Source organism: Agrobacterium sp. 33MFTa1.1, assembly GCF_004328495.1.
Taxonomy (GTDB): Bacteria; Pseudomonadota; Alphaproteobacteria; order Rhizobiales; family Rhizobiaceae; genus Agrobacterium; species Agrobacterium pusense.
In genome coordinates, this window is record NZ_CP036359.1 from 720,700 (window position 1) to 747,172 (window position 26,473).

Annotated in this window: 25 protein-coding genes and 2 pseudogenes; 13 read left to right on the top strand and 14 right to left on the bottom strand. The window is 59.3% G+C overall.

All coding sequences use genetic code 11. The features are described from left to right. From EYD00_RS17165 to EYD00_RS17190, 6 genes are all read right to left on the bottom strand, one after another. Positions 1-1,647 carry an FAD-binding dehydrogenase gene (locus tag EYD00_RS17165; protein WP_034497306.1) on the bottom strand — a complete coding sequence of 549 codons (1,647 nt, stop codon included), beginning with the start codon at positions 1,645-1,647 and terminating at the stop codon, positions 1-3. An 89-nt stretch (positions 1,648-1,736) separates the two neighbouring features. Next, on the bottom strand, positions 1,737-2,768 hold the full coding sequence (locus EYD00_RS17170; protein WP_004445789.1) for a peptidoglycan -binding protein: 1,032 nt from the start codon (positions 2,766-2,768) through the stop codon (positions 1,737-1,739). A 2-nt stretch (positions 2,769-2,770) separates the two neighbouring features. After that, a complete protein-coding gene (locus EYD00_RS17175) occupies positions 2,771-3,787 on the bottom strand; it encodes a hypothetical protein (RefSeq protein ID WP_004445790.1) in 1,017 nt (338 codons plus the stop codon). A gap of 202 nt (positions 3,788-3,989) precedes the next feature. Continuing rightward, the gene (locus tag EYD00_RS17180; RefSeq protein WP_004445792.1) at positions 3,990-4,790 is read right to left on the bottom strand and encodes an inositol monophosphatase family protein; all 801 of its coding nucleotides are present in this window, start codon (positions 4,788-4,790) and stop codon (positions 3,990-3,992) included. Positions 4,791-4,954: 164 nt separating this feature from the next. Beyond that, positions 4,955-6,055 carry a tetratricopeptide repeat protein gene (locus tag EYD00_RS17185; RefSeq protein ID WP_022563054.1) on the bottom strand — a complete coding sequence of 367 codons (1,101 nt, stop codon included), beginning with the start codon at positions 6,053-6,055 and terminating at the stop codon, positions 4,955-4,957. 8 nt (positions 6,056-6,063) lie between these two features. Next, on the bottom strand, positions 6,064-6,717 hold the full coding sequence (locus EYD00_RS17190) for a thiamine phosphate synthase (protein WP_034497636.1): 654 nt from the start codon (positions 6,715-6,717) through the stop codon (positions 6,064-6,066). Positions 6,718-6,821: 104 nt separating this feature from the next. Here EYD00_RS17190 and EYD00_RS17195 point away from each other — a divergent pair, with 104 nt between their 5' ends. Then, positions 6,822-7,586 carry a sulfite exporter TauE/SafE family protein gene (locus tag EYD00_RS17195; protein WP_034497639.1) on the top strand — a complete coding sequence of 255 codons (765 nt, stop codon included), beginning with the start codon at positions 6,822-6,824 and terminating at the stop codon, positions 7,584-7,586. 102 nt (positions 7,587-7,688) lie between these two features. On the opposite strand, the gene EYD00_RS17200 is transcribed toward EYD00_RS17195, so the two are convergent. After that, a complete protein-coding gene (locus EYD00_RS17200; protein WP_003506164.1) occupies positions 7,689-7,865 on the bottom strand; it encodes a YdcH family protein in 177 nt (58 codons plus the stop codon). A 234-nt stretch (positions 7,866-8,099) separates the two neighbouring features. Between EYD00_RS17200 and EYD00_RS17205 the strand changes: the two genes are divergently transcribed. The 5 genes from EYD00_RS17205 to EYD00_RS17225 all read left to right on the top strand — a co-directional run bounded on the left by EYD00_RS17205 (position 8,100) and on the right by EYD00_RS17225 (position 10,900). Beyond that, entirely contained in the window at positions 8,100-8,303 is a 204-nt protein-coding gene (locus EYD00_RS17205; protein WP_003497661.1) for a YdcH family protein, read from the top strand. Positions 8,304-8,351: 48 nt separating this feature from the next. Then, positions 8,352-8,819 (top strand): 5-(carboxyamino)imidazole ribonucleotide mutase, encoded by a 468-nt coding sequence (purE, locus tag EYD00_RS17210; protein WP_034497641.1) that lies wholly within the window; start codon positions 8,352-8,354, stop codon positions 8,817-8,819. An 11-nt stretch (positions 8,820-8,830) separates the two neighbouring features. After that, complete coding sequence (locus EYD00_RS17215; RefSeq protein WP_034497308.1) at positions 8,831-9,907, top strand: 5-(carboxyamino)imidazole ribonucleotide synthase; 1,077 nt, start codon at positions 8,831-8,833, stop codon at positions 9,905-9,907. Between the two features lie 146 nt (positions 9,908-10,053). Beyond that, positions 10,054-10,179, top strand: coding sequence for a type B 50S ribosomal protein L36 (gene ykgO, locus EYD00_RS17220; protein ID WP_003497670.1), 126 nt, complete (start codon positions 10,054-10,056; stop codon positions 10,177-10,179). Between the two features lie 100 nt (positions 10,180-10,279). Beyond that, a complete protein-coding gene (locus tag EYD00_RS17225) occupies positions 10,280-10,900 on the top strand; it encodes a tetratricopeptide repeat protein (RefSeq protein ID WP_034497310.1) in 621 nt (206 codons plus the stop codon). 68 nt (positions 10,901-10,968) lie between these two features. Here EYD00_RS17225 and EYD00_RS17230 read toward each other — a convergent pair whose 3' ends face one another. From EYD00_RS17230 to EYD00_RS17240, 3 genes are all read right to left on the bottom strand, one after another. Then, positions 10,969-11,226: a DUF2312 domain-containing protein gene (locus EYD00_RS17230; protein WP_006314683.1), complete on the bottom strand. Its 258-nt coding sequence runs from the start codon at positions 11,224-11,226 to the stop codon at positions 10,969-10,971. Between the two features lie 147 nt (positions 11,227-11,373). Further along, positions 11,374-11,679 carry a DUF1244 domain-containing protein gene (locus tag EYD00_RS17235; protein ID WP_006697181.1) on the bottom strand — a complete coding sequence of 102 codons (306 nt, stop codon included), beginning with the start codon at positions 11,677-11,679 and terminating at the stop codon, positions 11,374-11,376. Between the two features lie 15 nt (positions 11,680-11,694). Further along, on the bottom strand, positions 11,695-12,483 hold the full coding sequence (locus tag EYD00_RS17240; protein WP_034497313.1) for an N-formylglutamate amidohydrolase: 789 nt from the start codon (positions 12,481-12,483) through the stop codon (positions 11,695-11,697). A gap of 292 nt (positions 12,484-12,775) precedes the next feature. On the opposite strand from EYD00_RS17240, the gene EYD00_RS17245 reads away from it, so the two are divergent. Together EYD00_RS17245 and pyk are read left to right on the top strand one after the other, a co-directional pair. Continuing rightward, positions 12,776-13,162: a DUF1036 domain-containing protein gene (locus EYD00_RS17245; protein ID WP_318252556.1), complete on the top strand. Its 387-nt coding sequence runs from the start codon at positions 12,776-12,778 to the stop codon at positions 13,160-13,162. Further along, entirely contained in the window at positions 13,162-14,601 is a 1,440-nt protein-coding gene (gene pyk, locus EYD00_RS17250; protein ID WP_004445813.1) for a pyruvate kinase, read from the top strand. Before EYD00_RS17245 ends, pyk begins: the two co-directional genes overlap by 1 nt. An 82-nt stretch (positions 14,602-14,683) precedes the next feature. On the opposite strand, the gene EYD00_RS17255 is transcribed toward pyk, so the two are convergent. From EYD00_RS17255 to EYD00_RS17260, 3 genes and pseudogenes are all read right to left on the bottom strand, one after another. After that, positions 14,684-16,588, bottom strand: a complete 1,905-nt coding sequence (locus tag EYD00_RS17255) for a peptidoglycan L,D-endopeptidase MepK (RefSeq protein WP_034497315.1) — start codon at positions 16,586-16,588, stop codon at positions 14,684-14,686. A gap of 176 nt (positions 16,589-16,764) precedes the next feature. Next, a pseudogene (locus EYD00_RS26430) lies at positions 16,765-16,935 on the bottom strand (helix-turn-helix domain-containing protein); the annotation flags it as partial. Positions 16,936-17,118: 183 nt separating this feature from the next. Continuing rightward, a pseudogene (locus tag EYD00_RS17260) lies at positions 17,119-18,309 on the bottom strand (sigma-54-dependent transcriptional regulator); the annotation flags it as partial. 170 nt (positions 18,310-18,479) lie between these two features. Between EYD00_RS17260 and EYD00_RS17265 the strand changes: the two are divergent. Together EYD00_RS17265 and EYD00_RS17270 are read left to right on the top strand one after the other, a co-directional pair. Beyond that, entirely contained in the window at positions 18,480-20,330 is a 1,851-nt protein-coding gene (locus EYD00_RS17265) for a M3 family oligoendopeptidase (protein WP_034497317.1), read from the top strand. Positions 20,331-20,431: 101 nt separating this feature from the next. Continuing rightward, complete coding sequence (locus EYD00_RS17270; protein ID WP_034497644.1) at positions 20,432-21,067, top strand: aminotransferase class IV family protein; 636 nt, start codon at positions 20,432-20,434, stop codon at positions 21,065-21,067. Here the strand turns inward: EYD00_RS17270 and EYD00_RS17275 are convergent. Continuing rightward, the gene (locus EYD00_RS17275; protein ID WP_006697187.1) at positions 21,064-21,972 is read right to left on the bottom strand and encodes a sensor domain-containing diguanylate cyclase; all 909 of its coding nucleotides are present in this window, start codon (positions 21,970-21,972) and stop codon (positions 21,064-21,066) included. The genes EYD00_RS17270 and EYD00_RS17275 overlap by 4 nt on opposite strands. Positions 21,973-22,224: 252 nt before the next feature. On the opposite strand from EYD00_RS17275, the gene EYD00_RS17280 reads away from it, so the two are divergent. The 3 genes from EYD00_RS17280 (at position 22,225) to EYD00_RS17290 (ending at position 26,316) form a co-directional block, all read left to right on the top strand. Continuing rightward, positions 22,225-23,670: a homospermidine synthase gene (locus tag EYD00_RS17280; protein ID WP_004445823.1), complete on the top strand. Its 1,446-nt coding sequence runs from the start codon at positions 22,225-22,227 to the stop codon at positions 23,668-23,670. A gap of 146 nt (positions 23,671-23,816) precedes the next feature. Then, on the top strand, positions 23,817-24,191 hold the full coding sequence (gene omp10, locus EYD00_RS17285; RefSeq protein ID WP_003506132.1) for an outer membrane lipoprotein Omp10: 375 nt from the start codon (positions 23,817-23,819) through the stop codon (positions 24,189-24,191). Between the two features lie 217 nt (positions 24,192-24,408). Beyond that, positions 24,409-26,316: a 5'-nucleotidase C-terminal domain-containing protein gene (locus tag EYD00_RS17290; protein ID WP_034497319.1), complete on the top strand. Its 1,908-nt coding sequence runs from the start codon at positions 24,409-24,411 to the stop codon at positions 26,314-26,316. Positions 26,317-26,473: the final 157 nt, after the last annotated feature.

Below are 26,473 nucleotides of genomic sequence, written 5' to 3' on the forward strand. Positions count from 1 at the left end.
TTACGTCAGCACGCTGCGCCCCGCAACGCGCCCGGAAAACAGGCATCCTCCAAGGAAAGTGCCTTCAAGCGCGTTATATCCATGCATGCCGCCACCGCCGAAACCAGCCACCTCGCCAGCGGCATAAAGCCCCGGTACCGGCTCACCGCCGGCGTCCAGCACCCTCGCCTCAAGGTCAGTGTGCAGGCCACCCAGGGTCTTGCGCGTCAGCACATGCAGACGCACGGCAATCAAAGGCCCCATGGCAGGATCGAGCAGGCGATGCGGTTTCGCCGTTCGCATCAGCCGGTCACCGAGGTAACGGCGCGCACCGTGGATCGCCGTTACCTGCGTATCCTTGCTAAAGCCGTTTTCAATCTCGCGGTCGCGCGCTTCGATCTGCCGGCGGATGTGGCTGGTGTCCAGACGATCATTTCCGGCGATGGCGTTCATCGCAGGCACCAATTCTTCCAGCGTATCACGAACGGCGAAATCCTCGCCCCTTTCCATGAAAGCCCGCACGGGTCCAGGCGGCTCCTTTCCCAACCTTTTCAGCAACAGGCGCATATTCTTGCCCGTCAGATCAGGATTCTGCTCCGAACCTGAAAGCGCGAACTCCTTCTTGATGATCGCTTTGGTCAGAATGAACCAGCTGTAACCGCTGCCACGTTCACCCAGCATCTTCAGTGTGCCAAGCGTATCAAAGCCAGGCATGGCCGGCGCATGAAGCCGGTCACCATTCGCATCGCACCAGAAGGACGAAGGACCGGGCAGAATGCGGATGCCGTGACCTGGCCAGATCGGGTCGTGGTTTTTGACACCCTCGGTGTAATGCCACATGCGGTCACGGTTGATGACCCCGCCACCCGCCGCCTCGGTGATGGCGATCATGCGGCCGTCCACATGCGCCGGCACACCGCAAACCATGTTTTGCGGCGGCTGGCCCAGTCGTTCCACGGGCCAGTTGCGCCGTACCAGCTCCTGATTTCCGCCGATGCCGCCGGAACTGACAATGACCGCAGCAGCGGAAAGACTGAATTCGCCCTGCTCTTCCCGGCTGCTCTCCTCTCCGCGTTGCACGGGATCGCTCGCAAGAACCGCGCCGGAAACGCCGGTCACCCCGCCATCGGCGATATCCAGCCGATCAACCCGGTGGCGGAAGCGGAAGGATAGTCGCCCATCTGCCGCGATAAGCTTTGCCTTTTTAACGAAGGGAGCAAGCACCCCGGGGCCTGTGCCCCAGGTGACATGGAAGCGTGGAACAGAATTGCCATGGCCATCGGCCAAACCGCCGCCACGCTCGGCCCAGCCGACAACGGGAAACCAGCGCATACCCATGCGGTGCAGCCATTCCCGCTTCTCACCGGCAGCAAAATCGAGATAGGCCTCTGCCCAGCGACGCGGCCAGTGATCTTCCGGGCGATCAAAACCGGCCGAACCGAACCAGTCCTGCCTCGCAAGGTCGAGACTGTCTCGCACGCGCATCCGACGTTGTTCTGGGCTATCGATGAAAAACAGGCCGCCAAGCGACCAGAAGGCTTGTCCGCCCAGGTTCTGCTCACCCTCCTGATCAACCACGCAGACGCTGAGACCTCGCTCGGCAGCCTCCGTTGCCGCAACCAGCCCGGCAAGCCCCGCCCCGACAACGATCACATCATAGCGTTCCATCAGCCCCTCCCAGATATGACGGAATTACTTTTACGCGAACGTAAGTTTACTTTCGTCGGAAGGCAACCGCCCGGATGCGGTCCGCGATTTCAGCGCTCGGTCAGCTTGAGCTCGATACGGCGGTTCTGCTGCCGTGCCTCCGGTGAGTCACCTTCTGCAATCGGCTGATATTCTCCAAAGCCGGCGGCGACCAGACGGTTTGCCGGCACGCCCTTGGAGATCAGGAACTTCACAACCGAAGTGGCACGGGCCGAGGAGAGTTCCCAATTGTCGCGGTAGCGGCCGGAGCCGGAGAGCTGGACATTATCCGTATGGCCATCGACGCGCAGGACCCAGTTGATCTCCGCCGGGATTTCCTTTGCGAGATCAAGCAGCGCGGTTGCGAGCTTCGCCATTTCCGCTTGCCCTTCCGGATTGAGTTCATTGCCGCCGGAAGGGAAGAGCACTTCGGATTGGAAGACAAATCGGTCGCCGACGATGCGGATGTTTTCACGATCGGACAGAATTTCGCGCAACCGCCCGAAGAAGTCGGACCGATAGCGGTTCAGTTCCTGCACCCGCTGCGCCAGCGCGACATTGAGGCGGCGGCCGAGATCGGCGATCTTGACCTGAGAAGAGGCATCCTTGGCTTCCGAAGCCTGCAACGCGGCTTCGACCGAGGCAATCTGCGCCCTCAGCGCCGCAATCTGCTGGTTGAGCAACTCGATCTGCGCGGAGGCGCGGGAATTGGCCTGCCGCTGCTCGTCCAGTTCACCGGTGAGACTGCCGATACGGGCGTTGGCGCTGGCATTGTTGCCCGAGCCGGCGTCGAGCAGTGCCTGCAGCCGCGACCGTTCATTCTCAGACGCGGCAAGAGTGGATTGCAGGCTCGCCAAGGCGTCCTCCACATCCTGCTTGTTGCCCTTTTCCATGGCCAGAAGTTCGGTCAATTCGGCAATCTGGCTGTTGAGACGCGTCAGCACCTCGTCCTTGCCGGTAATCTCACGCGACAGCACGAATTGCGCGAGCACGAAGACCGTCAGCAAAAACATAATGGCCATCAGCAGCGTCGACAGCGCATCGACGAAGCCCGGCCAATAATCCACACCCCTGTCGCGGCGGCGGTTGCGCGCAAGCGCCATGGCTATTCGCTCCCGTTATCGTGCCGGGTGCGTCCGGAAGACTTCGTATCGCTGTCAATCCGCGCCGAAAGCCGGTCGAGCGTGCGGCGGAGCGATTTGGATTCCTCCTGTTGCGCCTCGATCCAGTCGCGCAACATCTGCTGTTCGCTGCGCATGTTCTTGACCAGACCCTGAATGCCTTCGGCAAGGCTGGTCATGGCCGCGAGCGAACGCTCGGTGCTCACCACGGCCCCTGCGTCGCCCCGGGACTCCCTTGGGGCGTCCGTCGTATCCGTCACCGAGGAAAGCCAGTTTTCGAGTTGGGTGTAGAAACGGTTCTGGGCGCGGCCGGCCTGAAGATCGAGAAAACCGAGAATAAGCGAACCGGAGAGACCAAGCAGTGACGAGGAAAAGGCCGTTCCCATACCCGCCAGCGGCGCGGTGAGACCGGCCTTGAGCGAACCGAGAATATCATTGCTGTCACCGGCGCTTGGGTCGAGAGACTGGATGACGTTGCTGATGGCGCCAATGGTGCCGATAAGACCCCAGAAGGTGCCGAGCAGGCCGAGAAATACCAGCAAGCCGACGAGATAACGCGAAGTATCACGCGTCTCGTCGAGGCGCGTTGCGATGGAATCGAGGATCGTGCGTTGCGTAACGGCAGAAAGGCGGACTTCACCACGCTTGCCGATCAGCGTGCTCATCGGCGCAAGCAGTTTGGGCGCGCGACCGACCTTTTCGACGCTGCCGGCGGCACGAAAGGCGTTGAACCAGCGGACTTCCGAACGCAGGCTCATCGTCTGCGTAAACACCAGAATGATGCCGATGGCGAGCACACCGAGAATGAAGCCGTTGAGCCCCGGATTGGTCATGAAGGCGGTGTGCGCCTGCCGATAGAGAATCGCTGCCAGAAAACCGACGAGGATCAGAAACAGAACCATCGTCCAGAGAAACGGTGTGGGGCTGGACAGCTTGTGGCTGTATTCCCGTGTGGTCACCGGTTTCTCGACGCCAAGATCGAGCAGCTCCGAATCCGCCATAACGTTCGCATTCCCTTTGGTCAGCTATCCAGCGGAAGCTATTTGAAAATTGCGACGATTTGAAGCGAAAAGCCGGTCTTTCGTGACAGGCCTTTCACGAAAAAAGGCATGGAGCCGAGCGAGGGAAAACAAAAACGCCCGGCGAACATTCGCCGGGCATCGAAAACTTGCAGAAAACGGCAGGTTTTCTGCTGAAAACCAATCAGCGGCCCGGAATAGGGCGGTTGGCCACCTCAACGAGCGCCTTGTGGATATATTCGTTGCCTGCAGCAACGGAACTGCTGCCGAAGATATCCGTGCCGCCCTTGATGTCGGAGGCGAAACCACCGGCTTCCCGAATCAGCACGAGGCCTGCCGCCATGTCCCACGGCGAAAGATCGGCTTCCCAGTAACCGTCGAGACGGCCAGCGGCAACGTAGGCGAGATCGAGCGACGCCGCACCCATGCGACGGATGCCTGCAGCCTCCCCCATGACGTGACGAAGCTCGACCAGGAACTTGCCGTGGTTGCCGCGGCCGAGATGCGGCACGCCGCAGCCGATGACGCAATCCGTCAGCGCCTTGCGCGCGGCAACGCGGATGCGGCGATCGTTGAGGAACGCGCCGCCGCCACGCTCGGCGGTGTAGAGTTCGTCGGTAGCAGGATTGAAGATCACACCGGCGACGACTTCGCCGTTACGCTCCAGTGCGATGGAAACCGCAAAATGCGGAATGCCGTGCAGGAAGTTTGTTGTGCCATCGAGCGGATCGACGATCCAGCGATGTGCACCATCGGTTCCCTTTTCCTCGCCGCCTTCCTCACCAAGGAAATCATAGGTCGGGCGCGCCTTCATCAGCTCCTCGCGCACGATCTTCTCGGCCTTCAGATCCGCCTGCGAAACGAAGTCGCTCGGTCCCTTGACCGAGACCTGCAGGTTCTGCACTTCGCCGAAGTCACGCGACAAAGACTTACCCGCCTTGATGGCGGCCTGAACCATGACATTGAGAAGGGCTGAACGGGCCATCGATGTTTTTTCCTGGAAAGCTTGCGAACCGCCCGGAAGCTCACCGGGCAGGCACGTCATTATTTTCTTGAATTGAAAGTTTGCGGTTCAAGACCACAAAACGCGCGGAAATTCAAGGTAAAAAGCCCATGGGTCAACCCCGGTCAGGGAACGCAACCCTTCCATTAGGTCGGACGGAAACGATTTGCGGCCTCGATCGCCTTCTTCTGCTGCTCGTCATTGATGCCGAGATAGAAGTCCTCGAGGGACGGATCCTTCAATCCGGCGCGGCGGGAAAGCACGTACCATTTGGCTGCCTCAACCGGATCAGGCCGGGTACCGAGTGCCTGAATATAGAGATGCGCAACCTTGTTCTGCGCCACGACATTACCGCGCTGTGCTGCGCCATAGAGCCAGCGGAAGCCTTCGTCGAGATTACGCTCGCCACCAAATCCGTTGACCAGCCAGATACCGAGATCGACCTGTGCAGTGTCATAGCCGGCCTTTGCGGCGCGCATCAACCAGTCGCGCGCCTTTGCCTTTTTCTCGGCCGGCACATCCTTCACGGACCAGTAAATTTGCGATACCGCATATTGCGCATCGGCAATGCCCTGTTCGGCGGATTTTTCATAGAAGGGCAAAGCCATCAGCAGACCCTTGGCGCCCGGATTTTCCGAAACCAATATCTGGCCCCAGTTGAACTGGGCAGAGGCGTTGCCGGCTTCCGCTGCACGACGCATGAAATCATCGGCCTTCGCCTTGTCACGCGTAACGAATTTTCCTTCCATCAGGATAAGGGCAAATTTGAACATGGCGACGGGATCGCCGCCCTGTGCGGCCTGCTGATACCAGAACGCGGCTGTTTTCTCGTCACGCGCAATGCCAAGTCCGCGCGACATCATTTCCGCCACCAGCGTCTGGGCGGGTGCGTCACCGTTCTGCGCGCGGTTCAGTGCCTTATCAAGCGCCTGCACATATTCGCCGCGCTGGAAATGGCCATAGGCCTCATCCACCCGGCCCTTGAATTCCTTCTCAGGCGGCAGTGCCGGCAGATCCGCACCCATGCGCTGATAGACGTTCACGCCGGCTGAGGGCTGCAAGTCCTTCTGCTCTTCAGATTGCACCCTGCCCTGACGGGTCGGCTGAGCCTCATTTTCCAGCTGTCGGGAAAGCGCATTGTTTTCACTCTGCGGCCCGGATTGAGCAAGAGCGACACCCGCCGGCGCGGCGAAAGCAAACGCCAGCAGCGAAACAGAGAGGCAGAAATGAAGCGAGCGCATGATCATCGCCTGTATCAACCGTCAAACCGTGGCGCTTTTTCGTCAAGCAAAGCGTTGATTTCAGAAACGGCCTGGGCGGCGCCACCGACATTATCGAAAACACCGCTGCGCATAGCCACGAACTCCACGCCCGTCTCCGCCACGGCAACCACGGACGAGAGGTCCGTGCCGCCCATGACGATGGCGGGGATTTCGATCATCGACGCCCACCACTCACCGAGCGCCAGGTTCTTGGGATGCGCCTCGGGCTTGATGTCGCCTTCGAGCTTCCCGAAAAACACGTAATCCGGATTGGCCTCGCCCTGCTCCAGCGCCTTGTGGCGGTCATCGGCATTTCCGCCGCCCACGATCAGTTTCGGGGTGAATTTTTCCACAGCCTCCGAAAGCGCCTCGGCGTTACCGACCACATGCAGCCCGTCCGCCTTCACCCGGCCGGCGACACGGCTGTCACCGGCAATGAGCGCTGCGGCACCCGACGCCTGGACGAGGGGTACGATCAGTTCGGCGCGTTTCTGGAAAGCGGCGTCATCCAGGCCGTATTGCGGAATGATGACCGAAGCGACATCGCCTCCCCGCAGCGCGGCTTCCACATCTGCCGCCTGCTTTTGCGCATCGTCCGATTGCGGGACGATCAGGACAAGGCGGCAACGGTCTTCAACAATGCTCATCGTTTCGTCCATTTCAGGCAGACGACGCTTCCGACGCGATCTGCACTCGTTTTCATATGACAAATCCGATAAACCGGACCGGCGAAAGGATCAACCATACATCCATGCTGACCGATTTTCATTTTTATCTCGTCGCCATTCCCGCAGTGGTTCTCGTCGGCCTTTCCAAAGGGGGACTGGGCGGCGCGCTGGCGCTGATGGGCGTGCCACTGATGGCGCTTGCCGTATCGCCCGTGCAGGCGGCGGCGATATTCCTGCCGATCCTGATCGTCATGGATATTGTCGCGCTCTTCGCCTGGCGGCACTACAACCATCGCCAGACGCTCCTTATCATGCTGCCGGGGGCTATCGCCGGCATTGCGCTCGGCTGGGCAACTTCGAGCATGATCTCCGCAGATGCCATGCGTCTCGTCGTCGCCTCGGTCACGATCCTGTTCGTGTTGCGTTACTTTTATGAGAGTTTCAAAAGCCGCAACGGTCAGGAAATTCCGGCAAAACCGCAAAGGCCGGCCGCCGCCACGCTCTGGTCCAGCCTGTCCGGTTATGCGAGTTTCGTGGCCCATGCGGGTGGACCGCCCTTCCAGATCTACGTTCTGCCGCTGAAACTCGACCCGAAGACCTATACCGGCATGAGCGTGCGCTTCTTCGCCATCATGAATGCGATCAAGCTCATACCCTATTTCGCACTTGGCGCGCTCGACGCCACCAACCTCAAGACATCGGCAAGTCTGCTGCCCGTCGCGATGCTGGCGACGCTGGCCGGTGCAAGAGTGGTGAAATACCTTAAACCATCCGTGTTTTACCCGCTGATGTATGCCATGGCGTTGATTGCGGCACTGAAACTGCTGTGGGACGGACTGCCGTTCTAATACGGCAATAAAAAAGCTCTGGCAGCAGGTTTTCGCCGCCAGAGCTCGAAAGGGTCAGACCGCCGACCCCTCATTCATCGAGGGCCAGCGATCTGCCATAAATCAATGTCTTGTGGAGGCTTTGAGCCTCTGAAGTTCATCCTTCAGGCGCAGTTTACGACGTTTAAGGTCCGCGATCTCTCTATCGTCAGACGACGGGGAAGCAAGAATACTTTCGAGCTCCTCCTCCAGAGCACCGTGTTTCTTTTCGAGCGATGCAATATGAGCCTGAATGGTCATGCGGCACGTCCTTCCTTTTTGAACCTACCTCCAGCTCTCCATCGCTGGAGTTTCAGGTTTGCGACGACAATGTGACACGGATCGGTCGGCTTGTCGAAGGCGAAATGAAGGCAATAAGTGGGCAATTTGGTCGCAACGGATAACTTCCCGTTACCGCGATTTGATGATAGAGGCTCGTGAACGATCACATACGCGCCGGAGGCTATCCGGCTGGCATAAAATGGGGATGACAAGATGCCCGATCAGGACCAGGCGGACATCAGGCTCACGCTGGCGCGGCTGCGCCAGGAGCATGAGGATTATGACGCGGCGATCAATGCGATGATCCAGACCAGCTGCGACGCGCTGCGGATACAACGCATGAAAAAGAAGAAGCTGGCCGTCAAGGACAAGATGACCCAGCTGGAAGATCAGGTCATTCCCGATATCATCGCCTGAGCCCGGAGACATTACGTGACAGCAGAAACGCCCCCCGTCGCCATCATCATGGGCAGCCAGTCCGACTGGGAGACCATGAAGAACGCCGCCGACACGCTGGATGCGCTCGACATCGAATACGAAGCCCGCATCATTTCCGCCCATCGCACCCCTGACCGGCTTTACGATTTCGCCAACGGCGCGAAAGACGAAGGCTTCAAGGTCATTATTGCGGGCGCCGGCGGCGCTGCCCATCTGCCGGGCATGACAGCTGCCATGACGCCGCTTCCGGTCTTCGGCGTTCCGGTCCAATCGAAGACCATGTCCGGTCAGGACAGCCTCTATTCCATCGTGCAGATGCCCGCCGGCATCCCTGTCGGCACGCTCGCGATCGGCAAGGCCGGCGCGATCAATGCGGCCCTTCTCGCGGCCGCGGTGCTGGCGCTTGGCGATGAAGACCTTGCCGATCGTCTGGACGCCTGGCGTGCGCGCCAGTCGGCGGCTGTCGCGGAATACCCCATGGACAGCGCCCAGTGACGACACACGACATGGCAAAGACAACCAACCTCACCATCGGCATCATCGGTGGCGGGCAACTCGGCCGCATGCTGGCGATGGCCGCGGCGCGTCTCAACCATCGTACCATCGTGCTGGAGCCGCAGGCGGATTGTCCCGCGGCACAGGCCTGCAACGACCAGATCGTGGCAGCATATGATGACGAAAACGCACTTGCGCAACTCGCAAGCCGCTGTGATGTCGTGACCTACGAGTTCGAGAACGTGCCCGTTGCCGCAGCAGAAAAACTCAGCGCCTCGGTTCCCGTTTATCCGCCGGCACAGGCGCTCAGCGCCTCACAGGATCGCTTGACGGAAAAACGCTTCCTCAACGATTGCGGCATTCCAACCGCCGATTTCCGCGCCGTGGATAGCCAGGAAGAACTGGAAGCCGCGCTGGCCGCCTTTGGCGGCAAAGGTGTGCTGAAAACCCGTCGCATGGGTTATGACGGCAAGGGCCAGCGCCTCTTCCGGGGTGGCGAAGACCTCGCGGGCGCGTTTGCAGCGCTTGGCGGCGTGCCCCTGATTCTTGAAAGCTTCATCGCCTTCGAACGCGAAATTTCGATCATCGCCGCCCGCTTCCGGGACGGGACCGTGACCTGTTACGATCCGGCCGAGAACGTTCATCTGAACGGCATCCTGCACACATCCACCGTGCCGGCCGCACTTTCGGATGCCGCAAGGGATATTGCCGTGAAATCGGCGGAAAAGCTGCTGGCCGCTCTGGATTACGTCGGCGTTATCGGCATTGAGTTTTTCGTCCTGCCGGATGGATCGCTGGTCGCCAATGAAATGGCGCCCCGCGTGCACAATACTGGCCACTGGACGGAGGCGGCCTGTGTGATCTCGCAATTCGAACAGCATATCCGAGCCGTATCGGGCCTTAACCCCGGCAACACTGATCGCCATTCCGACTGCATCATGACCAATCTGATCGGCGATGACATCAACGACGTACCGGCATGGCTGTCGAAAAAAGACTGTCTCGTCCACCTCTACGGCAAGACGGAAGCACGGCCGGGCCGCAAGATGGGCCACGTGACGCAGCTTCTGCACACAGGAAAAGCCTAGTCTTTTAAGGCAAAGACGCGGGCAAGTGTTGACAGGCAGGGCTCAAACAGGTATCTGCCTGCCAACCGAAAAGAGCGCGCCCCGTTGCGCGCTTTTGATTGTTTGAATAGCACGGCACAAACCGTGCAAAACTGCGGACCAGTAAAATGAAGATCAAGAATTCGCTTAAAGCGCTTAAGGCCCGTCATCGCGATAACCGCCTGGTTCGCCGCAAGGGCCGCGTCTACATCATCAACAAGCAGAACCCGCGCTTCAAGGCTCGTCAGGGCTGATTGACTGCGACTGCGGTTCGCGATCAGATCGCGGATCACTTTGTTGACAGACCAGAAGTTTGCATTTGATATTGGGCGCAGTCGGGTTAAGCTTTAACCCATGCGCCCAAATCGTTTTTGCACCGCTCTTATTATTGCTCAGGGCTTCATGGTCTCAAGCCTCGCGTTTGCGGGAACGGCTGCTGTTGCTCAAGCGGCAGACGGAAAGCCAGCTGTTGCTGTCGAATCAGCGCCATCACCCGCCAAGACAATCGACACGCTTTTCGCTTCGCTGAAAAAGGAACGGAATGCGGTCAAGGCGCGCAGCATCGCCAACCAGATCGCCTCCGAATGGAATGATTCCGGCAGCGCAACGATCAATCTCCTGATGCAATGGGCAGGCGAAGCTGCCGACGAAAAGCGCAACGCCGCCGCTTACGATTTTCTCGACCAGGTTGTTTTGCTCGATCCCGACTATGTGCAGGCGCCCTATCGCCGCGCCATGGTCCATTTCGCCGATGGCGACACCCGCAAGGCAATGGCGGATATCAACCTGACGCTGGAAAAAGAGCCGCGCTATTTCCCTGCCCTCGCAAGCCTGGCCAACATCCTCGAAGCCTCCGGCCGCGACGAGCTGGCGCTAAAAGCCTGGGAGCGTTATCTGGCGCTTTATCCTGCAGACAAGGATGCCCGCAAGGAAGCCATCGACCTTTCAGAAAAGCTGGCTGGCACGCGCGGCTGATGTCGAGGGCAGTTTAAACAAAAATCGCCGCAGAAGCGGCGATTTTTCATTGAGGCATTTTCAGCCGATCATTCCATGCCGAGCGCGGCCATATAAGTCTGAAGAATCGTTTCTTCCTCGATGCGCTCGTTGGCATCCTTCTTGCGCAGGCGGATGATGGTGCGGATGGCCTTGGTATCGTACCCACGCCCCTTCGCTTCGCCCATGACATCCTTGATATCACCCTGAATAGCAGCCTTTTCTTCTTCGAGGCGCTCGACGCGCTCGATGAACTGACGCAGTTCGGCGGCGGCGACGGTTTCGGTGGTGCTGGTTTCGTCCATCATATCATCCTTCATTGGCGGCCCGCATGTGGGCCTTGTTCATTCAAACTGGCAAGGCGTTCGCCGGTCGCTGCCAGCAGGCAGCAAAATTCAGGCCTGTGAACTGCCCACTGAAAGGCGTCCCGTCAAGTCGATTCCGTCGGTGAAGACTTATTCCTTGGGCCGGTTCTGCTCGAAAGCGGCTTTCTGGTCGCCACTCGCTTCGCCCTGGTATTTCTCTTTCCAGTCCTCATAGGGCATGCCGTAGACGATTTCCCGGGATTTTTCCTTGCTGAGCGGAACACCCGCTTCCTCGGCCGCTTCACGGTACCAGTTGGAAAGGCAGTTGCGGCAGAAGCCCGCGAGATTCATCAGGTCGATGTTCTGCACATCGTGGCGTTCACGAAGATGTTTGACGAGACGCCGGAATGCGGCCGCCTCAAACTCGATCTGCCCGTTGTCGTTCTCATTTGTCATGGCGAAACTCCAGGCTCAATAGGGGCCGGTGCGGGAAGCGAACAGCTGATATTCATGCAGAACCGGATCGTCATTCATTGCGGCAAAAATGGGAGCGAGCCGGTCTGACCATTCGGCGATCCCCTCCTCGTTCCCGATCAGATCCTGCCTGACCTCCAGAAGTGCGTGCGGTATACCCTTCGCCATACAATGACGATACATGGTATCGCCCTTGAGTGCTCCGTCATAGGGTTCGTTGTCGCCGACGAGAATGTCGCCGGTAGCGCGCAGATGCGCCAGCAGCGGATCGACCGCGCGATGATCCGTATCCCACAGAACCGCCGCATGCCATGGCCTCGGCGTTTCCTTCCAGAACGGTGTATAGGAATGCAGTGACAGGACGAGCGGCGCTTCTTCCGAGGCCTCGGCCACACGGGTCAGCACGCTGTCCACGGCATTGTGATAAGGCCGGTGAAAAGTCTCGATCCGCCTTTGCCATTCCTCGTCGGAAATCGGATGGTTTCCGGGGATGATCGCTCCGTCCGAGATTTTCATGATGAGAGTTGGATCATCCTCACCACGATTCGGATCGATCAGCAGCCGCGAGAAACGCCCGAGCACCGCCGGCACGCCAAGGCGCGCAGCCAGCGAGCGCGTTAGCCCCTCTATACCGATATCAAATGCGATGTGGCGATGAAAAGCGGTTTGCGGAAGACCAAGATTGCCGTAGTGTGCCGGCAGAAGGTTCATGGCGTGGTCTGCCAGCAGAACCATGCCTTTGTCATAATCGCCTTCTATGATTTCATAGGGTATGAAGTCGTTCATCGATGATTTTTCTGGGGCAGCATTGAGGAGAGAAGCTTGATGGCATGGCTTGAGGCCGGGCGCAAGTTACGGCGGAAGAACAGCCATCTACCTTATCGCACTCACGATCCCACGAACAATATAATCGATTAAACTCGCGTTGACTTTCTTGGGCGGCCACGCCAAGAAGTGTGTTCATTATAACCATGGAATCCGGATGGAAGCCGTGACTCAGTCATCTCTCGCTCGTCCCCGCCACATCAGGCACCTCGCCCGTCTTTTTTCCATAGCGGCATTGTTTCTGACCCCTTTCATGATCGCGGCGCCCGCGTATGCGGATTTTCGCGTCTGCAACAGCACGCAGAATCTCGTGGGGGTCGCAATTGGCTATCGGGCACAGGAGGGCTGGGTCAGCGAAGGTTGGTGGCAGGTCCCCGCCTCGACCTGCGCGACGCTGATCGAAGGTGAACTGCAGTCACGTTATTATTATCTCTATGCCGAGGATGCCGCTCATGGCGGCCGCTGGACCGGTGACGTCAACATGTGCGTGGCGGAAAACGAGTTCAAGATCACCGGTGTGGATGATTGTTATGCCCGCAGCTTCCAGAGAATGGGTTTCAAGGAATATGACACGGGCAGACAGGGCAGCTGGATGGTCCAGCTTTCCGATACGCCAGGCACACAGGGAAATCAAAACTGATGAAGCGTAACCGCAAAGTCAAAATTCTTGCAACTCTCGGCCCTGCCTCCTCCGATGAGGCCATGATCGAAAAGCTGCATCTCGCCGGCGCGGATCTTTTCCGGATCAACATGAGCCATGCGAGCCACGACCTGATGCGGACGCTCATTCAGCGCATCCGTTCGGTCGAGAGCCGCAACGGCCGCCCCATCGGCATTCTGGCCGACCTGCAGGGTCCCAAGCTGCGCGTCGGAAAATTTGCGGAAGGCAAGGTCGAGCTCGTACCTGGCCAGACCTTCACCCTTGATAACAACGACGCACCTGGCGACAACACCCGCGTTTTCCTGCCGCACCCCGAAATTCTCGAGGCGGTCAAACCGGGCCATCGCCTGCTGATCGATGACGGCAAGCTGCATCTGCGCGCTGAAAAGAGCGACGGCAAGAGCATCGTCACCACGGTCATTTCCGGCACGCGCATTTCCGACCGCAAGGGTATCAGCCTGCCCGACACTCTGCTCGGCGTCGGCGTTCTCACCGACAAGGACCGCGTCGACCTCGATGCCGTGCTGGAAACCAACGAGGTAGACTGGGTCGCGCTTTCCTTCGTCCAGCGTCCTGAGGACCTGGCTGAAGTGCGCAAGATCGCACGCGGCCGCGTCGGCCTTATGTCCAAGATTGAAAAGCCGCAGGCGGTCGAGCGCATCGAAGAAATCATCGAGCTTTCTGACGCCCTGATGGTTGCCCGTGGCGACCTTGGCGTCGAAATGCCACTGGAAGCAGTTCCCGGCATTCAGAAGCAGCTGACCCGCGCCTGCCGCCGCGCAGGCAAGCCGGTCGTGGTTGCCACGCAGATGCTCGAATCGATGATAACAGCGCCTGTACCGACCCGCGCTGAAGTGTCCGACGTCGCCACCGCCGTCTTCGAAGGCGCTGACGCGATCATGCTCTCTGCCGAGTCTGCCTCTGGCGATTATCCGGTCGAAGCCGTTTCCACCATGGCCTCCATCGCAAGCACCGTGGAACAGGATCCGCATTATTCCAACATCATCTACGCGCAGCGCGCCCAGCCGGAACCGACAGGCGCCGACGCGATTTCGCTGGCCGCCCGCCAGATTGCCGAAACGCTGAAGCTTGCGGCGATCGTCACCTACACATCGTCGGGCACGACAGGTCTGCGCGCGTCGCGTGAGCGGCCGCAGGTTCCGATCATCGCCCTCTCGCCGATCATCCAGACCGCACGCCGACTGTCGGTTGTCTGGGGTCTGCACTGCGTCGTCACCGGCGACGCCAGCGATCTGGACGACATGGTGAACCGCGCTTGTCGCATCGTCGTTTCCGAAGGCTTCGGCAAGCCGGGTGACCGTATCATCATCTCCGCCGGCGTTCCGCTCGGCACACCCGGCGCGACCAACATGGTGCGTATTGCCTATATCGGCTCGGACGGCCAGAGCGGCGTCTGACGGACAGATATCAGGAACAAAAAAACCCGCCGTCACCGGCGGGTTTTTTATTGGCCTCTCGGGCCGCATTGGCAATGAAGGCTCAGTGCATCTTGACCGGCGTGCTGAAGCGGCTCGATTCGATGGCGACCGCGCCCGGCTTGAAGCTTGCCGACGTCGCGGAAGCCGACATATCGTGGCTCAGCATGCGGTTGGCGACAACCCGCGGCGCCTTGACCGAGCGCCCGGTCGTGCCCTTGTTCTGATTGAGGGCCCAATCCGAAATCAGGTCCTGTGTCAGACGCCCGCCGCCGACCATGGCCTGGTGGGAAACCGCAGCATCCTGCTTGCTCGGGCGTGCACCCTTGGTCGGCAGGCCGGCAGTGAGACCACTATTGATGGCAGGTTTCAGATCGAAAGCGTCACCGAAGCCGGACTGTGGTTCTGCCTTGGCCGTTTCAGCAGGTGCGACCGTGACCTTGTGATTGACGGCGGCCGGGAAAGGAGCGGCTGTCGGCGTGACGGCTGACTGAACCTGCGACCGGGCAGCCTGACCGCTCTGTTCCAGAGCTGCGACCACCGTTGGTGAAAGGGTGTCCTGCTGCGTCTCGGCGAGGTCGTCTTCACCCTCCGGATCGGCATTCGCGGCCGCCAGCAGGGCTTCCGCAACAGCCGGACGGTTGGCGGGGACCGGAACAGAGGCCAGTTCGCTCGTTGCTGCGGGCGTTGCGCCTTCAGCGGAAGCGGTGAGAACAGAACCCTCGGCATCCCCCTTCATGCCACGCGGCCCGAGAAGCGTCGGCACCGGAACTGAAACCTCGGCGAGATCGGCAAATTGCTGACGCTCGGCAGGCGCGGATGTGGGCGTCGGTGTGGTCGCTGCCTGCAGCGCATCCTGGGCTGCGTTACGCGCCGGCGAATAAAGCGCGGTCGCAAGGCCGGTATTGGCAGGCGGCTGGTTGCCGAATGCGGGACGGGCCGTGGGCAACGGGGCATCGGTCACACCCGGAAGTGCCTGGGCCGAAGCAACGGCGATTGTCGGTTCGGGCTCAGGAGCCGCCTGCTGCGGAGCTGCCGGGCGAGCAACCGCCGGACGTTCGGCGGGCTCGGGCGCTGCGATGCTATCGGGATCTTCATCCTCGTCACCGCCGCCAAACAGGGCCTGCAACAGGGTCTTGCGCTTGCCGCCGCCCGAAGAGGCCGGACCGGCACCGGCACTGGAAGCAACCTGAATGGAAGAGGAACTGACGCGCTTCTTGTAATCGGCAAGCGCCTGCTCATAACCGGGAAGCGGCTTACCATCGGAAGGAAGATGCAGCGTATTGCCATTCGGGAAGATGCGGACGAGTTCCTGGCGGCTCATGCGCGGCCAGGCACGAACGCCGCCGACATCCATATGCACGAAAGGAGATCCCGATGTCGGATAGAAACCGACGCCGCCGATCTGCATCTGCATGCCGATCTCGCGAAGACGGGAAAGTTTCACGCCGGGGATATAAAAGTCCATGGCCTTGCCCAGCATGTGCTGGCTCTTTTCTGCGACACCCTTGGTGCGCGTGCGCAGAAGACCATTGGTTTCAGGCGAGCGGAAAGCCGACACGACGTTGATATAATCAGTGGCACCGCTGCGGCGATAGACTTCCCAGACGAGATCGAAAAGGCGCGGGTCCATGCGTGTCGGCTGGTTGCGACGCCAGTCGCGCAGGAATCGGTTCAGCTCCTGCAGACCCTTCTGGTCATATTTTCCATTGCGCTTGAAGGTGATGACCGCCTTCTCGCGTGTGTGGATATAATACAGCTTGAGACTGCGCGTTTCGGCGGCGGCTTCCGTCGCCGAAACACCAACGAAAGGCATTGCGGCGAGCATCAGGCAGGCAAAGGTGACAGCGCGTGCCGACAGCTTCGTGCATATATCCTTGATCAAGCCGCGCGCCATCTTGCCTGAAAGCGCGTTATTCCGATGCAGATATGGCAATTCGATCCCCGCCTGGAAGACAATTTCTGTCACATTGCCTCAAATGAACGTCAAATACGGTGACACGATGGCAAAATTGCCACACACATACAACCTTCCTCTATATAGTGAATCAGCCACTAACAAGAGGTTTATAGACGGTAAGCGGATATCCTTGCTCAGAAGTTAACGAATTTTGCGATCTGCCCTCGAATAAGTGCCTTGCGCGATCATGCGACGTCTCGAAGCGGATCATCGGGATCGATGCCGTAATCCTTCAGCTTGCGATAAAGTGTCGAGCGGCCGATGCCGAGCTTTCTGGCGACCTGACTCATCTGCCCGCGATAGAAACGCAGGGCGAAACGAATAAGCTCCTCTTCGATCTCCGCCAGCTTGCGGATGTTGCCTGTCTCATCCGTGCTGGAGATCAGGCTTCCTCCCCTGTAAATGGTGGTGGAAACATCCGCCGGTTCATCCGTGACGACATGGTTTTCGACGGCTGGTGCCGGTGGCGAATAGGCTGCGAGCTTCAGTGACGATCCGGATGGCGAGCGGATGACATCCTCCGCGTCATCGCCTGTCGAGAATTCCGGCAGTTGCAGCGCGATCTGCGGAAAATCGGCATCCGACAGTTCCCCGCCCTGCGACAGCACGACGGCGCGGAAGACGGCATTTTCAAGCTGGCGAATATTGCCGGGCCAGTCATAAGCGGTCAGCAGCGCCAGCGCGCTGGCATCCAGGCCGACGGGATTGGGCAGCTTTTGCTCCGCGGAAAAACGTTCGGCAAACACCCGTGCGAGGTGGGGGATATCTTCCTTCCGGCGACGCAAGGCGGGAATGGTAATCGGAAAGACGTTGAGGCGATAATAAAGATCCTCGCGGAAGCGGCCTTCCTTGACCTCCTCGATGAGATTCTTGTTGGTGGCCGAGATCAGCCGCACATTTACTTTCTGCACCCGAGCGGAACCGACGGTTTCTATTTCGCCTTGCTGGACGGCGCGCAGCAGCTTGACCTGCACGTCCAGCGGCAGATCGCCGATCTCGTCCAGGAACAGCGTGCCACCATCCGCTTCCATGAATTTGCCGACGTGCTTTTCCGTCGCGCCGGTGAAGGCGCCCTTCTCGTGACCGAAGAGAATGCTTTCCACGAGATTATGGGGAATAGCGCCGCAATTGACTGTAATAAAGGGCTTGTTCGCCCGGTCGCCGGCGGACTGGATGGCCCGGGCGACCATTTCCTTGCCCACGCCCGACTCACCCTCAAGCACCACGGGAATGCTGGACTGGGCGGCGCGCTGCGCCAGTTCGATCACCCTCAGCATTGCGGGGCTTGCGGAAACGATATCGGTAAAATTCACTGCATTGCTCCGTCCGCGCCTGCCCGTGCGGGCCTTTGCCTCTCTTCTGTCGAGCTTGAGCGCATTGGAGATGGCGGCGCCGATCCTTTCCGGTGAGACCGGCTTGACGACGAAATCGAAGGCGCCGGCGCGCATTGCCTGCACCACCGTGTCTATGCCGCCCTGCCCCGTCTGGACGATGACCGGAACGTCGACGCCCAGTTCACCAACGGCTTTCAGAAAACCGAGACCATCCATCTCCGGCATCATGAGATCGAGGACGACGACATTTATTTCACCGCTATATTGCTTGAGGAGCTCCAGGCCGGCCTTGCCGTTCTCGGCAAGCAGGGCCAGGTGCCCATAACGTTCCACCGCATTTTTGAGCAGGCGGCGCTGGACGGGATCGTCGTCTATCACAAGAACATGCGCGGTCATTTTTAGCTCCGGTTTCCGGTTTATGGACCTGCGTCATGCGGTCCCTTGTGCCGCACTCTGGCACGGGAGACTTGAACATCCAGTTTTGAGAATTGCTTGCATTTTATCCATTGCCGCGGGAAACAAAGGCCCCATATGCTGCGCAAAGCATAATCAGAAGGACATATCCGATGACCCTCAACCAACCCGTTCCGCAGCCTGTCTTCGCCCTCGCCGAAACAGCCGCCCCAGTGCTCGGCGACCTGCCCGGCTGGAAGCTTTCGGACCTTTATCCGTCGGGAGATTCGGCCGAATACAGGGGTGACCTGGAGAAAGCGGCGTCGATGGCGGCTGCTTTTGAGCAGAAATGGAGGGGCAAGCTTGAGGCCGCCGCAAAGGCGACAGGCGAAAAGGGCATCGGCGCGGCGCTGAAGGAATATGAAGCGCTGGACGATCTTATCGGCCGCATCGGCTCTTTTGCCGGGCTCACCTATTTTTCCGACACATCCAATCCGGCAAACGGCAAACTCTACGGCGACGCCCAGGCGAAACTGACGGATATTTCCTCCCACCTCCTGTTCTTCACGCTCGAACTCAACCGCATCGACGACGCCACGATGGACGCCTGCATGGCGAATGATGCAGCTGCAGGGCATTACCGCCCCTGGCTCGTGGATTTGCGCAAGGACAAGCCGCACCAGCTCGATGATCAGCTTGAACAGCTTTTCCTCGAAAAATCGATGACCAGCGCGGCGGCGTTCAACCGCCTCTTCGACGAGACGATGGCAGATCTGCGTTTCGACATAGACGGTGCAAGCTTGCCGCTGGAAGTGACGCTCAACATGCTTCAGGAGCCGGAACCGGAAACCCGAAAGAAGGCGGCGGAAGCGCTGAGCGCCACCTTCAAGGCCAATCTGCGGGTCTTCACGCTCATCACCAACACGCTCGCCAAGGACAAGGATATTTCCGACCGCTGGCGCAAATTCGAGGATATTGCCGATAGCCGCCACCTGGCGAACCGCGTCGAGCGCGAGGTTGTCGATGCGCTGGCGGCGGCAGTCAAAAAAGCCTATCCGCGCCTTTCGCATCGCTATTACGCCATGAAAGCGAAGTGGCTTGGCATGGAGCAGATGAATTATTGGGACCGCAACGCACCCCTTCCCGATACGTCGAACACGATCATTTCGTGGGATGAGGCAAAGGATACCGTACTTTCCGCCTATGGCGACTTCGCGCCGGAAATGGCCGATATTGCCCGCCGCTTCTTCGATGAAGAATGGATCGACGCCCCTGCCCGCCCCGGCAAGGCGCCGGGTGCCTTCGCACATCCCACCGTGCCCTCGGCCCATCCCTATGTGCTGGTCAACTATCTCGGCAAACCACGCGACGTGATGACGCTTGCCCATGAGCTTGGCCACGGCGTGCATCAGGTTCTGGCCGGCGAACAGGGGGCCCTGATGTGCGCGACGCCTCTCACTCTGGCTGAAACGGCCTCGGTGTTCGGGGAAATGCTGACCTTCCGCAAACTGCTCGATGACACGAAGGATGTTCGGGAACGCAAGGCCATGCTCGCCCGCAAGGTCGAGGACATGATCAATACGGTCGTGCGCCAGATTGCTTTTTATGAATTCGAGCGCAAGCTTCATACCGCGCGCAAGCAGGGTGAACTGACCTCCGAGCAGATCGGCGACTTGTGGCTTTCGGTTCAGGCCGAGAGCCTGGGTCCGGCGATCCGGATTTCCGAAGGCTATGAAACCTGGTGGACCTACATCCCCCATTTCATCCACTCGCCCTTCTATGTGTACGCCTATGCCTTTGGCGATTGCCTGGTAAACTCGCTTTATGCGGTTTACCAGAAGGCCGAGTCGGGCTTTCAGGAGAAGTATTTCGAGCTTCTGAGGGCGGGCGGCACCAAGCACCATTCGGAACTCCTGAAGCCCTTCGGCCTTGATGCGACCGATCCCTCCTTCTGGGACAAGGGGCTTTCGATGATCGAGGGGCTGATCGACGAGCTGGAAGCGCTGGATAACAGGCAGGCTTAATCTCATCCACCGGCAGGGCTATCCTGTTTCGGACAAGCTTTGCCGGTTGATGGTGCCGGCACAGGATGCCGGTCATCAATTTCGGACGACGAGCACAGGCCATGAAACGCAAACCCGCCGATCTGACCTTGAGGGAAACGCTGCGCTGGGAGCCACAGACCGGCTTTCAGCGCATTGACCAGCATATCCGCCGGCTGCTGCGCTCTGCCGACGCGCTCGGTTTCCGTGCCCCGGCCAATGCGGTTCAGGCGCTGGAAAAGGCGGTGGGCGGCGACAAGCCGCTCTGCGTCAGGCTGGTGATGAACTACAAGGGGGAACTGGACATCGAAACCACCGAGTTCGAGCCCCTGCGACAGGATGCGGTCTGGCGGGTTCGTATCGCCCGGAACGTCACACTCGATTCCACTGATACCTTCTATCGCCACAAGTCCTCGCGCCGCGAACCCTATGACGCCGCCCGTGCTGAATTTTCAGCCGGAGAGGCCGACGAGGTGCTGCTGCTCAACGAACGCGGTGAATTGTGCGAGGGATCATCGACCAGCATTTTCGTGGAAATGCCAGATGGGCAATTGCTGACGCCGCCGCTCGACAGCGGCATTCTGCCGGGCGTGCTGCGCGCCGATCTGATCCGCGAACGCAAGGCGCGTGGCCAGGCGCTGAGGCCGGAAGACATTGCCGGCCGCAGGCTCTTCGTCGGCAATTCGCTGCATGGGCTGGTTGCGGCGGAACTCATCTAAACCGTTACCGCCAGAAGCCGGTCGCGGCCCTTCTCCTTGGCCGCATAAAGGGCCTGATCGGCACGCGTGAAAATATCGTCCGCGCTTTCCGCCGTCCGATAGGCCGTCATGCCGGCCGAGCAGCTGTAGGAAAAATCCGGAAAATCCGCGAGAGGTCGCGAAAGCCGAACTCGCTGCAGCAGCCGCTCTACAATGTCCCGCCCCTCGGCAAGAGACGTTCTCGGCAGGACGAGCATGAATTCTTCACCACCGATCCTGCCGAAACAATCGACCCTGCGGATGACGGAATGGGCGACGCCGACAAAATCGCGCAGCACCGCGTCACCGCACTTATGACCGAAACGATCATTGATCTGCTTGAAAAAATCGATATCGAGCGTGCAAAGGCAAAAAGAGGCCTCCAGCCCCTTTGAGACCTGCTCGACCTGCAACGCCAGCTTGGCGAAGACGAAGCGACGGTTCGCCGTTCCCGTGAGTTCGTCCGTCTGGGAGGCGCGTACGGCCAGATCCCTGTCCTGCCTCAGCGTTCTGTAACCCTGGCGCAATTCGGTGACATCGCTTGCAACGCACAGCATCCAGCCATCCTGCTGCACCGTTTCCGTCATCCAGAACCAGCGGCCGTCATACATGTCCATCTCGAAGGCGCGGTAAGGCAGCTTGCCGCGACGGGACTGCGCCGACAGCAGCCATCCCTCGAAATCATTGTTGCGAATGACGACACCGGTCCGCAGCCGGTGGTTCAGCCGCATGATATCCGCCCAGGTCGGAAAATCATCTTCGGCAAGCCTGAAGCTCTCCCGAAACGACGGATTGGCATGCCGCAACCGATCGTCGGAATCATAGAGGGCGATCAAAACGGGGGTGGCACTCTGAAGCGCTGTTACACGCGCGAAAAGATCACTCAACAGGCAACTCCTGTGATGGAGAAATCCCTCCTCCATCATCCCGTCAAGCCCTCCCCGAGCCTTGGTCGATGGCGAAAAGAAGAGTTCAATTATAAACGCGCCCTCCAAAATGCGAAGAGGCAGAATGAAGGGAAGAGAAGCTGAACCGACCTTGCGGGCAGCACCGTCATATGTCCGTCATCTGCCTGCCCTTTATTGTGGCACGCTTTTGTGATCTAGCTTACTTATTGGCTGAAAAAGGAAAATTGACGAATGACGGACGCAAACCACCCGATTTATGGCGATATCGATGGCCCAATCATCATGATCGGCTTCGGCTCCATCGGGCGCGGCACCCTTCCGTTGATCGAACGTCATTTCAATTTCGACCGGACCCGCCTCGTGGTCATCGATCCGCGCGCAGACATCGCCCCATTTCTGGCCGAGAAGGGCATCCGTCATATCCAGACACACCTGACAAAGGAGAACTATAAGGAGGTTCTCAAGCCGCTTCTTAAAGGCGTGCGGGGTCAAGGTTTCTGCGTCAACCTTTCCGTGGATGCCGCATCCGTCGATCTCATGCGTATCTGCCGTAAACACGGCATGCTCTACATCGACACCGTCGTGGAGCCATGGCCCGGCTTTTATTTCGATGCCGATGCCGACAATGCCGCGAGAACGAATTATTCGCTGCGCGAGACCATGCTCAAGGAAAAGGCGCGCAGACCCGGCGGCACGACGGCCGTTTCGACCTGCGGCGCCAATCCGGGCATGGTCTCGTGGTTCGTGAAACAGGCACTCGTCAATCTCGCAAAGGATATCGGCGTCGACATCGAGGAGCCGCAGTCCCATGACCGGGAAGGCTGGGCGAAACTGATGGAGCGGCTTGGCGTCAAGGGTGTTCACGTGGCTGAACGCGACACCCAGCGGGCGAAAGAACCCAAGCCCTTCGGCGCTTTCTGGAACACGTGGTCCGTCGAAGGTTTTATCGCGGAAGGTTTTCAGCCGGCCGAGCTCGGCTGGGGAACGCATGAGAACTGGATGCCGAAAAACGCAAAAAAACAGAAGAAGGGCAGCAAGGCAGCGATCTATCTCGATCAGCCGGGCGCCAACACAAGAGTACGCACATGGTGCCCGGGCCTTGGGCCGCAATATGGATTTCTCGTCACGCACAATGAGGCGATTTCGATTTCGGATTATTTCACCGTCCGCAATGATGGTGGCGACGTGACATACCGACCCACCTGTCATTATGCCTACCATCCCTGCAACGACGCGATTCTCTCCCTGCATGAACTCTTCGGCAATGGCGGCATTCCCCAGCCGGTTCAGCATGTGCTGGGCGAAGACGAGCTTGTCGATGGCGCCGACGAGCTGGGCGTCCTGCTTTATGGTCACGAAAAAAACGCCTATTGGTATGGCTCCCGGCTCAGCCTGCAAGAGGCGCGGTCGCTTGCCCCGAACCAGAACGCGACCGGACTGCAGGTCAGTTCGGCGGTGCTGGCCGGCATGGTCTGGGCGCTCGAAAATCCTCAGGTTGGCATCGTCGAAGCCGACGAGATGGACTATCGCCGCTGCCTTGAAGTGCAGCGCCCCTATCTCGGCCCGGTCGAGGGTCATTATACCGACTGGACACCGCTTGATGGTCGTCCCGGCCTGTTCCCCGAAAATCTCGACAAGTCCGATCCCTGGCAGTTCCGCAACATCCTCGTGCGCTGATGGAAGAGTCTCATATTTGCCACGCCGGGACTTTCCTGAACGACCTCAGGAACCGGGGAGAGCGAACAACGTTGCCTTGAAATAAAGAACGCTTCACGGCATGGTCGAAGCAAGAAGCTTTTATCGAATCGCAGGAGAACAGGCTCATGAACTTCAAGACAAGCGCGGCTTTGCTTTCAGCCGCCATCGCGGTGTCTTCATGCGTCGCGCCGGGTCCATCGCAGCAAACCTCGATGGCGCCGTCCCTGTCCCGCGGGCCGGCTGTCGACGGCCGCTGGATCGACCGCAACGGCATCGTATCGACCTTCCAGAACGGCGCCTTCTCCACCCGGTCAACCGACACCAACACGCTGCTGGCCTCCGGCACCTATGTCACCATTTCGCCGACGCTTTACGAAATCAATATGACGTCGCTGGTGCGCAACACGCAGTCGCGCGTCAACTGCGCCCTCGTCTCCCCGTCACAATTGAACTGCACGACGGACACAAACAGCCAGTTCTCGCTCACGCGTCAGGGCTGATAATATCACCTATTCAATAAGATAAACCCCTCAGACGCACGCCTTTGGCGTGCGTTTTTCTTTATTGCCTACCTGTCATAATTTCGCTTGCGGCGACTGCCGCTAAATGGAAACATCCGGTTTTCGAAAGACTGACATGTTTTCGGACTAAAGAATGAGCGCGGTCGGAGAATGATCAACCGGCCAGGGCTTCCGCTTTGAACAGGAGAGAGGGACCATGAAGAAAATTTTGGGACTGGGCATGCTGAGCGTTTCGGCGATAACGCTTTCCGCCGGCGCGGCTCTGGCCGATTACGAGCTCAACATTCTTCACATCAACGATTTTCACTCCCGTATCGAATCGATCAACAAATTCGACTCAACCTGCTCTGCGGAAGAGGAAGGCAAGAATGAATGCTTCGGCGGTGCCGCGCGCCTGCTGACAGCGATCAACCAGACAAGGGATGCCCTGAAGGCCGGGGGGAAAAACGTCCTGCTGCTCAATGCCGGCGACAATTTCCAGGGCTCGCTGTTCTACACCACCTACAAGGGCACGGTGGAAGCGGAAATGCTGAATGCCATGAAGTTCGACGCGATGACCGTCGGCAACCATGAATTCGACGATAGCGAGGACGGGCTCGCCGGCTTCCTCGACAAGGTCCAATTCCCCGTCGTGACCGCCAACGTGGTGGCCACCGCCGCCTCTAAAATCGGCGACCGGGTAAAGCCGTCCGTCGTGCTCGAGGTCGGCGGACAGAAAATCGGTATCGTCGGCGCCGTTGCCAACGATACGGCCGAACTGGCAACACCTGGTCCCAACATCACCATTGCCGAAGATGTCGCGAAAATTAGCGAACAGGTACAGAAGCTGAAGCAGGACGGCGTCGATAAGATCATCGCGCTCACCCATGTCGGCTACCCGCGCGATCTGGAATTCATCGCCAAAATTCCCGATGTCGATGTTGTGGTTGGCGGCCATTCGCATACGCTGCTGTCGAACACCGACCAGAAAGCCGAAGGCCCTTATCCGACGCTCGTTGACAATCCCGGCGGCTACAAGGTTCCTGTCGTGCAGGCCGGCCAGTACAGCAAATATCTTGGCGACCTCAAAGTCGTCTTCGACGACAACGGCGTGGTTAAGGAAAGCAAGGGAGACCCGATCCTCGTCGATTCCTCCTTCAAGCCCGATGAAGCCACGCTGAAGCGTATCGATGAACTGAAGGCGCCGATCGAAGCCCTGAAAGCCAAGGTGGTCGGCACTTCTGAGGGCCCGATCGAGGGCGACCGCAAGATTTGCCGCGTGAAGGAATGCTCGATGGGCAATCTGGTGGCCGACGCAACGCTGGCCCGCGTCAAGGATCAGGGCGTCACCATCGCTTTTGCAAATAGCGGCGGCCTGCGTTCCTCCATCGATGGCGGCGATGTCTCCATGGGTGAAGTGTTGACGGTTCTGCCGTTCCAGAACACCGTCGCAACCTTCCAGCTCAAGGGCGAGGATATTCGTGCCGCCCTCGAAAACGGCGTCAGCCAGATCGATGACGGTGCGGGCCGCTTCATGCAGGTTTCCGGCATGAAATATTCCTTCGACCGCTCGAAGCCGGCCGGCAGCCGCGTCGTTTCCGTCGAAGTCAAGGAAGGCGATGCCTTCGTGCCTCTCGATCCCGCCAAGACCTATATCGTTGCGGCCAATAACTACGTGCGGACCGGGGGTGACGGCTTCAAGGTTTTTGCGACCAAAGCCATCAACGCTTATGATTTCGGCCCCAATCTCGAGGAGGCCGTCGCGGCCTATATTACCGCCAACAGCCCCTATAAGCCCTATACGGATGGCCGCATCGCCGAAGTGACGCCCGCAGGTTACGTCGCCCCGGCGAAGCCCGCAGCACCCGCGCCGGCAGCGACGACAGCCGCTCCGGCCGCCACACCGGCACCCGCGCCTGCAGCCCCTGCCACGCCCGCACCGCCCACAACGACGCCTGCTGCAGGCGCCAGCAAATATGTGGTGGAAAAAGGCGATTCGCTCTGGAAAATTGCTGCGGAGAAATATGGCGACGGCGCGCTCTGGCAGAGAATTGCCAAGGCAAACACGCTGAAGCATCCGAACCACATCGAAATCGGCGAGGAGCTGGAACTGCCGGCTCAATAAGCGGGGCTACAGCAGACAGGGCAATATGCCGCAGACACGAAGCCGGCCCTCGAATTTCTGGGCCGGCTTCTTTTTTCTAATTAAAAACAGATACTTACGGTAATGATTTTGCCGCCTGAAGGCATGTGCCTGCCGGAATGGCGGAAATAGCCGGTGG